Below are 12,225 nucleotides of genomic sequence, written 5' to 3'. Positions count from 1 at the left end.
GGTGGGCCCCCGGGGGCCGCCCCGCCGGGCGGTAACAACCCGGGTACCCACCCGGGGGGGGGGCGGGGGGGGGGCACCCCCCCCGGCCCCCCCACTTCGGAGGGTCCTTTGAGTGCTATCAGATCAGGGTCAGCTCAGACCCAGCTTGGCCGTGCAGGCCGGCCAGGCGCCCCAACCTTGGGCTGCCTGAACCTTCTCGGCGATCGCGATCTGCTGCTCGCGGGTGGCCAGATTGGCGGTGGCGGCGTAGGCGGTGCCACCGTATGCGGCCCAGGTGGAGGCGTTGAACTGCAGGCCGCCGTAGTAGCCGTTGCCGGTATTGATGGCCCAGTTACCGCCCGACTCGCACTGCGCGATGGCGTCCCAGGTGCTGCCGTTCGACACCGTGGGAGTGGCGGCCGACGATGATGTGGACGGCTCCGCCTTGGTACCGACCTTGACCTCGCGGTTGACCGGCTCGCTGAGTACGGACTCGGAGACGACGGTACGCGACTCCTCCTGGCCATCGACCTTGACGATCTTGAAGACGACGCTCTTCTCGCCTTCCTTACCTTCGGTGACTACCTGAGTGGTGCCCGAGGTGAGGCTGGAATCCTCGGTGCTCACCGTCTGGTAGTCGACGCTCTGCGTGGTGGTCTCTTCGGAAACTGCGACGCGTTGGACGGTGATGGCGAGTCCGGCCGATACCGCAGTGTCGGCGCCGGGGTTCACCCTGTCATCGGCCCCGAGGGCGATGCCTTTGTCCGAAAGCAGTTCGGCCACCGTCGAGGCCGACGAGCGACCGTCGATGGTTTGGCCGTCCACGGTGATGTGGATCTCCTTCGGGGTGGTGGCGGTGACCGTGAGGCCCTCGCGTCCCAGCGGCGTGGAGCGGTCGACCGAGAGCCGGGTCTCCGGATCGTGCAGACCGATCTCGGTGAGAGCATCGGCGACGGTCGTGGCGCTCGTCCAGTAGACCTGCTCAATGCCATCTGTGATGACCGTGAGCTGACGCGCGTACTTGATGGTGACCGTCGAGCCGTCCGAGATCGATGCGTCGGCGGCGGGAGTGACCTCGTCCTTGTCGGAAAGCGTGATGTTCTGTGCGTCGAGCAGGTCTTGGACGTCGGTGCCCCAGACGGTGACCTCCTGGGCCTGCCCGTCCACATGAAGAGTCACGTCTTTGTTCATTGCGCCGGCATAGCTGCCGAAGCCGAGGGAACCCGCTGCCACGGTGCCTGCCACAATGCCGATCACGGCCTTCTTGGTTATCTTCAAGGGTCTCTCCGGTTCTCGGTTTCGTCCGACTACGTGATGTTCTTGAGGTTTTCGGTTGGAAGTCGCGGTATTTGAGGAAGTCAGTGTTCGGTCCTCAGTATTCGGCTTGCTTCGCAAGCCTCTTGTTAGCTTCAATCGGCTCGGGAATCGCGAGCAAGCTCGCATTCCCTCGCCTCAATCGCTAATACCAGCCATAGGAGTAGGAGTGCGCGAGTGCCTGCTGCCAGCCGCCGTAACGCTCCTTCACGTATTGGTCGCCCCACTTGAGTGCGACGATCGGATCATTCCAATTGGCGCCGAGCTTGGAGCAGGGGAGCGCCTGCACCAGCCCGCAGGCGCCGCCATTGGGATTCACCGCATTCGGGTTCCAGCTCGACTCGCGCTGAACCAGGATCTCCGCCGCCGACCAGTCAGGCTCGGGGATTCCCGCGGCGGCCATCCAATCTGCGTGGCTACCGGTGTAACTCGTGGCCTTGGTGCCCACCGCGACCTGCTCATCCACCGGCTGAGTGGTGATGTCCTCCCGCAGCACGGTGCGGGATTCTTCGACCCCGTTCACGTTGGTGACCTGGTAGATGACGGTCTTCTCGCCTGCTTTGCCCTCGTTGGTGACCTTGGTCACGCCCTTGGCCAGGGTCGCATCCTCGGTGCGGACGCTCTGGTAGTCGATCCGCTGAGTCTCGGTGACCTCGGCGAGCGCTACTCGCTGCACCTCGACGGTGTCGCCCTCGGTGAGTGTCGCAGTGCGGCCGAGGGAGATGCGGTCATTGACACCCAGCTGAATCCCGGCCTCGTTGAGCAGGCTCTGGACATCGGCCGCAGTTGTGGTGGTATCGGTGGTCTGGCCGTCGACGGTCAGATGAACGGTCTTGGGGGTGCTCGCGCTGAAGGTCAGCCCTTCGCGTCCGAGTGGGGTGGAGCGGTCGACCGAAAGCCGGGTCGCCGGGTCGTGCAGCCCGATCTCGGCCAGGGCTTGAGCCACCGAGGTGGCCGTGGTCCAGTAGGTCTGGGAAACGCCGTCGGTGATCACGGTGATCGGACGCACGTAGTTGATGGCGATCTCGGCACCGTCGAAGACCGGTGAGTTGGCGGCGGGAGTGAGTTCGTCCGCCGCACTGACGTCGATGTCGTTGGCGTCGAGCACGTCTTGTACGGTTCGTCCCCAGACATGCACGATTTGCTGCTGGCCGTCGACACTCAGCGCAACGGCCTTGCTGGCCGCGCTGACTGCTCCGCCAACGCTGAGGGACCCTACTGTGACGACTCCCGCGATAGCTGCGGCGATGGGTCGTTTCATTGGTTCGTACTCTCCAGTGCGCTGGACGACTCGGGCGAGTACAAGCTTACCCAAATCCTGAGAATAATCCAAGAAAACTCGAAGAGTTACATAAAGACCGTAGTCAGGCCGGACGCGGTTTTCTTAGCTTCTCTCAGAAGTCTGCGCAAAGCGAGGCTCCCCCGTCCGAAAGGACGAGGGAGCCTGCGTGAATCGCGCGGGATCGCGGAGGTTCCCTACTTCGCCGAGGCCTTCGCGAAGCGCTCAGCCACATCGCCCCAGTTGACGATCTTCCAGAACGCGGTCACGTAGTCGGCCTTGACGTTCTTGTACTGGAGGTAGAAGGCGTGCTCCCACATGTCCAACAGCAGCAGCGGAACCGAACCCACCGGCAGGTTGTTCTGCTGGTCGTAGAACGCGAGCGTGTTCAGGCGACTTGCGATCGGGTCGTAGACCAGCGCGCCCCAGCCCGAGCCCTGAATCGACTTGGCGGCCTCGCTGAACTGTGCACGGAAGCCCTCGAAGGAGCCGAAGTACTCCACGATCGCAGCGGCCAGATCGCCGTCCGGACGCTCGGGGGCGTTCGGGGTGAGGTTCTTCCAGAAGATGCTGTGGTTCGTGTGACCGCCGAGGTTGAAGGCGAGATCCTTCTCGAGCTTGCTGATCGCACCGAACTCGCCTTTGTCGCGGGCCTCGGCCAACTTGTCCAATGCGGTGTTGGCGCCGTCAACATAGGCCTTGTGGTGCTTGTCGTGATGCAGTTGCATGATCTCGGCGCTGATATAGGGCTCCAGCGCGCTGTAGTCGTAGTCGAGATCAGGCAAGGTGTAGATCGCCATTATCGCTTTCTTCCTCTCCCGTTCGGGGTCTGGTGGTGGTTCCCGGAAAGACCGAAACCGGGCGCCGTTGTGAAGTACAGCGACTCCCGGTCCCGGGTTTATTCCATCTGAGACGGATTTGGCTCAGCCCTTGATATCGTCCGCTGCGTCCTTGACGGCGTCCTTCACCTGTTCGCCGGCCTGCTTCAGCTTCGCCTTGGCCTGGTCGACCTTGCCTTCGGCCTCCAGTCCCTTGTCGCCGCCGGCGCTCCCGACGCCTTCCTTGATCTTGCCCGCAGCCTCGTCAGCCTTGTTCTTGATGTCGTCGCCCAAACCCATGATGATCTCCTCTGGTAGCCGTGAGATTCGCCCTATTTCTTCCACGCTAGGTGGGGTCGGATGACCCTCGTCGGGGATTCGCTCCAAGCGGAACACCCGGAATCCCTTCGCAGAGGCGATACGCTCGGTCTGCCAGCCCTGCCCGGTGAGCCAGGTCTGCAAGGAATCCGCGCCTAGGTTCTTTCCGGCCACCAGGAAGGCGATGCCGCCCGGGCGCAGCCTCGGCAGCCACGTTCGCAGCAACTCATGCAGTGCCTGCTTGCCGATCCTGATCGGCGGGTTCGACCAGATTTCGTCGTATCGAAGATCGGCGGGCACCTCGTCGGGTCGCCCCGCCCGCACCCGGTCGCCGACCCCCAACGCGTGCGCGTTCTCCCGGGTGAGTTGTACGGCTAGCTCGTTGACGTCGACCGCATCCACGTTCGCGCCGGGGCACTCGGTGGCCAGCGCGATGGCGATCGGCCCGAAGCCACAGCCCAGATCGAGCAATCGCTTTGCGTCCGGATCAGGCGGGGTGGTCGAGCGCAACAGCACCCTGGTGCCGATGTCCAGGCGGTGCGAGCTGAAGACCCCCGGAGCCGACCAGAACTCGTATTCGCGGCCCCAGATCGTGGCGTGCACACGGTGCCTGGACGACTGGTCTGCGGGGGTTTCGAAGTAGTGACTCACCGGTCGATCTCCTGCGGGGTGCGAAATGAGCGGGCCTGTGCGGCACGCGCTGCCAACTGGTCGTCAGCGGGATAGCCGACTTCTTCGAGACAAAGCCCGTGCGCCGGCATCACATAGACGTCGTTGTGCCGCACCGGGTGCGCGGCGACCGTGCGCAGCCAGGCCAGGTCCCGGCGTCCGGCGCCGACCGCCCAGATCGCGCCGACCAGTGAGCGCACCATCGAGTGACAGAAGGCGTCCGCCTGAACATGGCATTCGATCCATCCGGTGCCGTCGGTGCGTCTGATCGCGTAGAAGTCCGTGAGATGACGGATGGAGGTACCGAAATCATCACGCCGGCAAAACGGTGCGAAATCGTGCAGCCCGAGCAGGCTAGCGGAGGCCTGGTTCATCGCGTCCAGATCGAGACTCTCCCGCACCCGGACGACATGTCCGCGCAGCAGCGGGTCGGGCCGAGAATCGGCATCCCACAGGCGAAACACATAGTGCCTCCAGATCGCCGAGAAGCGCGCGTCGAAACCCTCCGGAGCGCGGCTCACCTGGTTCACCACGACATCGTCGGGAATCACCCGGAGCAACCGCTGGGCCAGATGGGTGGCATCGTATTCCCGGGCCAGGTCCATGTGCGCGACCTGTCCCCGAGCATGCACGCCGGCGTCGGTGCGCCCGGCCACCGTCAACCGCACGGGTTCTGCGGTGCGTAGCACGGTGCTGATCCAGCTCTCCAGGGTGCCCTGCACGGTTCGAAGGTCATTCTGGGATGCCCAACCGTGAAAGCCGCTGCCGTCGTAGGCGATGTCCAGGCGCCAGCGCCGGTCCGGCTTGGACGACGGGTCGAGGCGAGCCGGGACCGGACACGCTGGTTCGGCGGCCCGATCGCTGGGCTGGGGTAGCGGCGATCTCATGGGACCCTCCGGTAGCACAGGTCGACGACCGGACGCCCGGCGGCCAGCCCACGCTGTTCGAACTTGGTGATCGGACGCTCGTCGGGACGGGGCGCCCAGCCGCCGGGCGTGGCGTACTCGTTGATCAGGCCGGGCGTCGAATCCAGCACCTCGCGCATCTGATCGGCGTAGTCCGGCCAATCGGTCGCGACCAGCCAGCATCCCCCAATCGTGAGCCGGCTGGCCGCTACCTCCGAGAAGGCGGGGGACACCAGCCGCCGCTTGTGGTGACGCTTCTTCGGCCACGGATCGGGGAAGAAGAGGCTCAGCCGCGCGATCGAACTCGGAGCGAAGAGGTGGTCGAGTGCCTGCACCGCGTCCACCATCATCAGCCGGGCATTGGCAGCCCCGGCCGCTGCGAGCTTCGACATGGTGCTCGCCACGGCCCGCTCATAGACCTCAAAGCCGATGAGGTTTGCCTCAGGATGAGCCAGGGCGCTGGCGACCAGCGAATCTCCGGTGCCAGAACCGATCTCGACGAAGACCGGTGAGTTCTCGGCGCCGACCGGACGCCCGAACTCGGCGTTCCAGTCGACTTGGGCGCAGGATGCGATCGATGTGCTCAGCTCACCGCGCGGCACCTCGATCAGATACTGCGGGGCGAGTCTGTCGAGCGCGCGCTGCTGGCTGGGATTCATCCGGGGGCTACGGCGCACAAACGACACCACTGCGGGTAGCTCTCGTCCAGGCGCTTCAGACATGGTGAACAGCTTAGGACCCCCGAAGAATTGTCGCTGCGTGTCGCTTCGGTGATCGGGCGCCACCGGCTCTGGCACGATGGGTACATGCGTACCCTGCTCAATCTGATCTGGCTGGTTCTCGGGGGCATCTGGCTCGCCGCAGCCTACTTCGTCGCGGGCATCATCGCCTGCCTGCTGATCATCACCATTCCGGTGGGTCTCGCCTCGTTCCGGATGGCCCGCTATGTGCTGTGGCCCTTCGGCTCCGTGGTCGTGAAGAAGCCGAACGCCGGCGCGGGTTCGACGATCATGAACATCATCTGGTTCATCACCGTCGGCTGGATCCTGGTCGTCATTCACGTGATCACCGCGCTCACCCAGGCGGTGACCATCGTCGGTATCGCCAACGCCGTCGTGTCGATCATGATGATCCCGGTCACCGCGTTCCCGTTCGGCAAGGACGTGCTCGACAAGGACGACCCGCGCGCCGCCTACCAGACTTCGCTCGTCCAGTGGCGCTGACGGGTTGAACCGGGCTGGTCTGGTTGTTCCCTGCGTGCCTGCTGATCTCTGGCAAGCGAAGACCATAGCGACTGCCGAAAACAGCAGCGGCTAGCGAATCCTCGCTAGCCGCTGCTGTTTTGGGTAGCTGCTGCGGTCAGGCCTTCATGAACTCCTGCACCATGTTCTGCGGCATCAGCTCGTAGCCGTGGAAGACGCGAGTGAAGCTGCCCGAGCCGCGCGCAAGCCCACGCAGGTCGATCGCGTAACGGCTGAGTTCGCTCTGCGGCACCAGCGCCCGGACGATCGACTGTCCCTTCTCGTTGGCATCGGTGCCGAGCACCTGACCACGGCGATTGCCCAGGTCGGTCATCACCGCGCCGAGGTGCTCGTCGGAGACCGTGACCGTCACTTCGTCCACGGGCTCCAGCAACGCCACCGTGGACGAGGACGCCGCCTCCTTCAACGCGAGCGCTCCGGCCGACTGGAAAGCCATGTCGGACGAGTCGACCGAGTGCGACTTGCCGTCGTAGAGGGTCACCTTGACGTCGACCATCGGGTATCCGGTCAGCGTGCCCTTCTCCATCTGCGCACGAACGCCCTTCTCGACCGACGGAATGAACTGCCGCGGCACGGCGCCGCCGACAACCTGGTCGATGAACTCGAATCCGGCGCCGCGTTCGTTCGGCTCGACGCGGATATCGCAGACCGCGTACTGGCCGTGCCCGCCGGATTGCTTGACATGGCGTCCATGCGCGGTAACCGGGGCGATGAAGGTCTCCCGCAGTGCGGCGCGGATCTGATCGGCGGTGATGTTGACGCCGTACTTATCGCGCAGCCGGCTCATCAGCAGGTCCTGGTGGGCCTGGCCCATCGACCACAGCAGCAGCTGGTCGGTGCCGGCGGCCCGTTCCAGCCGGATGGTGATGTCCTCGATCACCAGCCGCTGCAGGGCTCCGGCGAGCTTGTCCTCATCATTGCGGCTGGCCGCACGGATCGCGACCGGCAGCAGCGGCTCGGGCAGCAGCCAGGGTTCGATCACCACGGGGTTGGCGGGATCCGACAAGGTGTCGCCGGTCTCGGCGGTGCCGAGCTTCGCGACCATCACGATCTCGCCCGCGACCGCGGCATCCTTGGGGTAGAGGTCCAGGCCGCTGGGTGCGCTCAGCAGACCCACCCGCTCGTCGTCGTCGTGATCGGGATGATGCGAATTGGACGCACCCTGCAACTGTTCGCGATGCCCCGCCACATGAACCGCGGTATCGGGGCGCAGCGTGCCGCTGAAGACGCGGACCATCGACTGGCGACCGGCGTAGGGATCGGACGTGGTGCGGATGACCTGGGCGAGCAGCGGTCCAGCGGGATCCACCTCGGGAGGATCGATCGGATCGCCGGCAAGATTGGCCATCATCGGTGGTTGATAGCGCAGCGGAGTCGGGAAACCGCGATCGATCACACTGATCAGCTCTTCGGTACCGACCCCGGTAGTCGTGACGGGAATCACCGGGTAGAACTTGCCGTGGTACAGCGCCTTCATCAGATTGCTGACGACCTCGTCGACCGCCAGCTCATCGCCTTCGAAGTAGCGCTCGAGTAGCTCGTCGTCCTCGGACTCGGTGATGATCGACTCGACATAGTCGGTGCGGAAGTCTTCGATCGCTGCCAGCTCGGCCGCGTTGGCAGCCCTCGACACACGGCGTCCCGATGAGTAGTCGTGCACCTTCTGACTGAGCAGTGACAGGTTGCCGACGATCTGGTCGTCCTCGCCGACGAAGGGAAGATATGAGGGATGTACACCCGCCCCGAAGACCTCCTGGCAACGCTGCACGGTCTGTTCGAAGCTGGCATGCTCGGTGTCGAGCTTGGTGACCACGATCGCGCGCGGCACGCCTGCGCCGGCGCATTCGGACCACAGAATCTGGGTGATGGCATCGATGCCGTCGGCGGCGCTCACGATGAACAGCGCGGCGTCAGCGGCGCGCAATCCGGCGCGAAGCTCGCCGACGTAGTCGGGATTGCCCGGCGCGTCCAGCAGGTTGATGACGGTCGACTGCCCGGTGGTGATAGTGGCCAGTGTCAGCGCCGCCGAGCGTTCCGCATTCTCCTTCTCACCGCGATATCCGGGGATACGAGTCTTGATCAGGTTCTCGAACAATGTGGTCTTGCCCGAACCAGCAGATCCGACCAGGACCACATTGCGTATGTCTGCCGGAGAGGTCACCTTGGGTGCTTGAGTGCTCGTCTTTGAAGCCATGACCCAACATTGCCGCGCTCGGTGGTCTCCCGCAAGGATTCCGTCGCATCTGGCTGCCGAATTGGGGCGCGGGACGCTGCTCGGGTCGTCCGCCTCTGCAACGCGCCCGCTCGGTATTGGTGCTGCGCATCCTCGGTTGGGTAGTCTCGCCAGGTGTCATCGCCTTCACAGACCGTCAGCCGCTACTCGGGTTTTCGTCCCGAGGTGCAGGGTCTGCGCGCCCTCGCCGTGCTGATGGTGGTGGTGTATCACATCTTCATTGGCCGTGTTTCCGGCGGTGTCGACATCTTCTTGCTGATCTCGGCGTTCTTCATGACGGGCTCCTTCGTCCGCAGGATGGAGGCCGGTAGGCCGCTCGCGATTCCACGCTATTGGTTGCACACGTTCAAACGGCTGCTGCCGTTGGCCGTGATCACTATTCTGCTGACATCGTGGGCGCTTTCCTCCTGGTATCCCGAATGGGCGGAGTGGACCTATCGAGAGGACGCGTTGGCGTCCATCTTCTATCGGGAGAACTGGCATCTGGCGGCTGTGGGGGCCGACTATTACGCAGCGACCCAATCGCTTGCCTCGCCGTTTCAGCATTTCTGGTCGCTATCGGTGACCGGCCAGGTCTTCTTGATCTGGCCGTTGATCTTCGGGCTCGGCCACCTGATCTGCCGTGCCACCGGGTGGCGTCCGGTCAAGGTACTCGCGGTCATCTTCGGCTTGATCTTCGTGGGTTCGCTGGCGTACTCGACGTACATCACCGCCGCAGATCAGCAACTCGCGTACTTCGACACCCGGGCCAGGCTGTGGGAGTTCGCTCTCGGATCGCTGCTGGCACTGGCTATCCCGTTGGTGAATCCTGCCAGGCGGGCCCGGATGGCTCTGGGTTGGATCGGGTTGGCGGCGATGATCTCGTGCGGTTTGGTGCTCGATGTGCAAGGCGTCTTCCCGGGCTGGATCGCCCTGTGGCCGCTGGGTGCGGCGGCCGCGATCATGATCGCGGGCCAGTCCGATTCGCGGTTCGGTGTCGACCGTTTCCTGTCGTGGACGCCGATGCAGCGGTTGGGAGATTCGGCCTACGCGCTCTATCTGGTGCATTGGCCGATTCTCACCACCTATCGCGCCGTCACCGACGACCTGGAAGTCGGCGTCATTGCGGGGACGATCCTCGTCCTGGTCTCGATCGGGATCGCGGTGGCCGCGACCAGATACATCGATGAGCCGCTGCGCGGTTGGCGCTGGGCCGACGCGAGTACCACCCACATGGCGGTGCTGGTAGCGGCGAGCTTGACGATTGCGGCAGTGCCGGTCAGCGGCTGGATCAACGTCGAGACCAGCCGGCTACGCGCGGAGACCGAACAGGCCCGAGCGGACTTCGCGCTGAACAATCCCGGAGCGCAGACGCTGACCGACGGTTTCGTATACGACGGCTATCCCGGTGCGCAGGTGCTGCCGCGGGTGGGTGAACTCGATGACCAATGGATGGAGATGCCGGACTCGTGTGCTGGCAGATTCGCGCCGCGAGAGGAGCTCTCGCCCGGCTATTGCTGGCAGACCCCGACCGTCTTCCTGCCCGCGCGGACCGTCGTGGTGGTGGGCAACTCCCATACCCAGCAGCTGTTGGCAGCGCTGGTGCCGATCGCCGAGGAACGCAACTGGCAACTCGTCGCGCTGCTGCAGCCCGGCTGCAGTTTCGGCCTCGACGGCCCCGACCTGTGCGTGCAGACCAGCGCTGCCTTCCTGCGATATCTACTTGAGGTGCAGCCCGATGCGGTCGTCACCATGGGTACCCGCAGCGAGGTCGAAGACCCGGACGGCGAGTTCATCCCCCTGGGCTTCGACGAGGTCATCGATCCGCTTCTCGATCAGGGGATCTCGGTCGTGGGCATTCGCGACACTCCTCGTTTCGAGGTCAGCCGGGTCGACTGCTGGACGAGGAACCGCGACTCGCTGGACAACTGCACGGTGCCGGTGGACGAGCTACTGGCACCCGAAAGCCCCGGAGATGCCTGGGCCGAGAGCCGTGACGGATTCACCTCGCTGGATCTGACCGACCTCTACTGCCCCGGCGGCCAGTGCCCGGCGGTGATCGGCAATGTGCTGGTGTGGATGGACTACGACCATCTGAGCAGGGATTACGCCTCGACGATGGCGGGGCCTGCCTATGACCGTGTGGTGGCCGCGGTGGAGGGGCTGTCGTTTTGACCTGAGGCGGACGGCTGGTTACAGTGGACACGGTCGTTCCCGCGCGGTGCCTTGACGGCACCGGGTCCCAGGAAGAATGGGAACGGCCATTGAAGCATGTTCATGCGAGCGCGAGCCCGTGTGTTCTGGACATCCACAACCGGAAGACGCACTAACCGTGACTACTTACAGCCCGAAGCCTGGTGAGATCACCAGGAATTGGCTCGTGATCGATGCCACAGACGTCGTGCTCGGACGCTTGGCCACCACGGTGGCCGGGCTGCTGCGCGGCAAGAACAAGCCGACTTTCGCCCCGCACATGGACGGCGGCGATTTCGTCATCGTCGTCAATGCCTCCAAGCTCGCGTTGACCGGCAAGAAGGCGACCGACTCGAAGCGTTACACCGTCTCGGGCCGCCCCGGCGGTCTGCGCACTCGCACCGCCGGTGAGCTTCGCGACAACGATCCCCGCGCACTGGTGGAGAAGGCCGTCTGGGGCATGATGCCGAAGAACAAGCTGAGCCGTCAGCAGATGAGCAAGCTCAAGGTCTACTCCGGACCCGATCACCCGCACGCTGCGCAGCAACCGCAGCCTTACGAGATCACCCAGATCGCGCAGTGAGCGCGCACAACAACGAGGATTTGATCGTGTCCGACACTCAGACCGAAGAAGTCGAAACCAACACCACGCCGTTCACCGACGAGCAGAACCGCGAGATCGCCTATCGCGCGGATTCGGCGGCGGGCACCCAAGGCGCATCGTCGTCGCGTCCGTCCGTGATCGCTCCCGGGCAGGGCACCGGCCGCCGCAAGGAAGCCATCGCCCGCGTCCGCCTGGTGCCCGGCACCGGCAAGTGGTCGATCAACGGCCGTTCGCTTGAGGAGTACTTCCCCAACAAGGTGCATCAGCAGTCGATCAACGAACCGTTCGTTACCGCCGGCGTCGTGGATTCCTACGATGTGATCGTGCGGATCAACGGCGGTGGCGTTACCGGTCAGGCCGGTGCGCTGCGCCTGGGCATCGCCCGTGCGCTGAACGCCATCGACACCGAGGCCAGCCGTCCTGCCCTCAAGAAGGCCGGCCTGCTGACCCGCGACGCCCGCATCAAGGAGCGCAAGAAGGCCGGTCTCAAGAAGGCCCGCAAGGCTCCGCAGTACTCGAAGCGCTGATCTTTCGTATCCGCAGGTCGCGCGACCTTCTTCCTGCACAGCGGCCGACCACCCCCCGTGGTGGGGCCCCGTGGGGTTGGGTGCCCGTTTTTTGAGCCCGGTGTGCGGCCCCCACCCCAAACCCCTTATTGCAGCAGATTTTGTA

11 protein-coding genes and 1 pseudogene are annotated in these 12,225 nt (G+C 64.6%); 4 read left to right on the top strand and 8 right to left on the bottom strand.

All coding sequences use genetic code 11. The features are described 5' to 3' along the window. Window positions 1–129: 129 nt before the first annotated feature. The 7 genes and pseudogenes from AAFP05_RS12665 to trmB form a co-directional block, all read right to left on the bottom strand. The gene (locus AAFP05_RS12665; RefSeq protein WP_341730235.1) at window positions 130–1,257 is read right to left on the bottom strand and encodes a transglycosylase family protein; all 1,128 of its coding nucleotides are present in this window, start codon (window positions 1,255–1,257) and stop codon (window positions 130–132) included. Window positions 1,258–1,438: 181 nt separating this feature from the next. Then, window positions 1,439–2,554, bottom strand: a complete 1,116-nt coding sequence (locus AAFP05_RS12660) for a ubiquitin-like domain-containing protein (protein WP_341730234.1) — start codon at window positions 2,552–2,554, stop codon at window positions 1,439–1,441. A 215-nt stretch (window positions 2,555–2,769) separates the two neighbouring features. Next, window positions 2,770–3,372, bottom strand: coding sequence for a superoxide dismutase (locus tag AAFP05_RS12655; protein WP_341730233.1), 603 nt, complete (start codon window positions 3,370–3,372; stop codon window positions 2,770–2,772). 123 nt (window positions 3,373–3,495) lie between these two features. Beyond that, complete coding sequence (locus tag AAFP05_RS12650; protein WP_341730253.1) at window positions 3,496–3,690, bottom strand: CsbD family protein; 195 nt, start codon at window positions 3,688–3,690, stop codon at window positions 3,496–3,498. Between the two features lie 93 nt (window positions 3,691–3,783). Beyond that, a pseudogene (locus tag AAFP05_RS12645) lies at window positions 3,784–4,311 on the bottom strand (methyltransferase); the annotation flags it as partial. A gap of 44 nt (window positions 4,312–4,355) precedes the next feature. Continuing rightward, window positions 4,356–5,264 carry a tRNA pseudouridine(38-40) synthase TruA gene (gene truA / locus AAFP05_RS12640; protein ID WP_341730232.1) on the bottom strand — a complete coding sequence of 303 codons (909 nt, stop codon included), beginning with the start codon at window positions 5,262–5,264 and terminating at the stop codon, window positions 4,356–4,358. Continuing rightward, on the bottom strand, window positions 5,261–6,004 hold the full coding sequence (trmB, locus tag AAFP05_RS12635; RefSeq protein WP_341730231.1) for a tRNA (guanosine(46)-N7)-methyltransferase TrmB: 744 nt from the start codon (window positions 6,002–6,004) through the stop codon (window positions 5,261–5,263). The genes truA and trmB overlap by 4 nt, the downstream gene beginning before the upstream one ends. An 84-nt stretch (window positions 6,005–6,088) precedes the next feature. On the opposite strand from trmB, the gene AAFP05_RS12630 reads away from it, so the two are divergent. Further along, on the top strand, window positions 6,089–6,505 hold the full coding sequence (locus AAFP05_RS12630; RefSeq protein ID WP_341730230.1) for a YccF domain-containing protein: 417 nt from the start codon (window positions 6,089–6,091) through the stop codon (window positions 6,503–6,505). Window positions 6,506–6,641: 136 nt separating this feature from the next. On the opposite strand, the gene AAFP05_RS12625 is transcribed toward AAFP05_RS12630, so the two are convergent. Continuing rightward, window positions 6,642–8,738, bottom strand: a complete 2,097-nt coding sequence (locus AAFP05_RS12625; protein ID WP_341730229.1) for an elongation factor G-like protein EF-G2 — start codon at window positions 8,736–8,738, stop codon at window positions 6,642–6,644. A gap of 153 nt (window positions 8,739–8,891) precedes the next feature. On the opposite strand from AAFP05_RS12625, the gene AAFP05_RS12620 reads away from it, so the two are divergent. The 3 genes from AAFP05_RS12620 (at window position 8,892) to rpsI (ending at window position 12,080) form a co-directional block, all read left to right on the top strand. Beyond that, on the top strand, window positions 8,892–10,931 hold the full coding sequence (locus tag AAFP05_RS12620; protein WP_341730228.1) for an acyltransferase family protein: 2,040 nt from the start codon (window positions 8,892–8,894) through the stop codon (window positions 10,929–10,931). Between the two features lie 157 nt (window positions 10,932–11,088). Beyond that, window positions 11,089–11,532, top strand: coding sequence for a 50S ribosomal protein L13 (rplM, locus tag AAFP05_RS12615; RefSeq protein WP_341730227.1), 444 nt, complete (start codon window positions 11,089–11,091; stop codon window positions 11,530–11,532). Window positions 11,533–11,558: 26 nt separating this feature from the next. Beyond that, on the top strand, window positions 11,559–12,080 hold the full coding sequence (gene rpsI, locus AAFP05_RS12610; protein WP_341730226.1) for a 30S ribosomal protein S9: 522 nt from the start codon (window positions 11,559–11,561) through the stop codon (window positions 12,078–12,080). The last annotated feature ends 145 nt before the right edge of the window (window positions 12,081–12,225 follow it).

Origin of the sequence: Brooklawnia sp., from assembly GCF_032229645.1 — a bacterium.
Taxonomy (GTDB): Bacteria; Actinomycetota; Actinomycetes; order Propionibacteriales; family Propionibacteriaceae; genus Brooklawnia.
This window is presented reverse-complemented; position numbering and strand designations above follow the sequence as displayed.

Excerpts from the sequence above, each read along its gene's own strand:
- AAFP05_RS12660 (WP_341730234.1), bottom strand. The coding sequence starts at position 2,554 with ATGAAACGACCCATCGCCGCAGCTATCGCGGGAGTCGTCACAGTAGGG.
- AAFP05_RS12655 (WP_341730233.1), bottom strand. The coding sequence starts at position 3,372 with ATGGCGATCTACACCTTGCCTGATCTCGACTACGACTACAGCGCGCTG.
- AAFP05_RS12650 (WP_341730253.1), bottom strand. The coding sequence starts at position 3,690 with ATGGGTTTGGGCGACGACATCAAGAACAAGGCTGACGAGGCTGCGGGC.
- truA (WP_341730232.1), bottom strand. The coding sequence starts at position 5,264 with ATGAGATCGCCGCTACCCCAGCCCAGCGATCGGGCCGCCGAACCAGCG.
- trmB (WP_341730231.1), bottom strand. The coding sequence starts at position 6,004 with ATGTCTGAAGCGCCTGGACGAGAGCTACCCGCAGTGGTGTCGTTTGTG.
- AAFP05_RS12630 (WP_341730230.1), top strand. The coding sequence starts at position 6,089 with ATGCGTACCCTGCTCAATCTGATCTGGCTGGTTCTCGGGGGCATCTGG.
- AAFP05_RS12625 (WP_341730229.1), bottom strand. The coding sequence starts at position 8,738 with ATGGCTTCAAAGACGAGCACTCAAGCACCCAAGGTGACCTCTCCGGCA.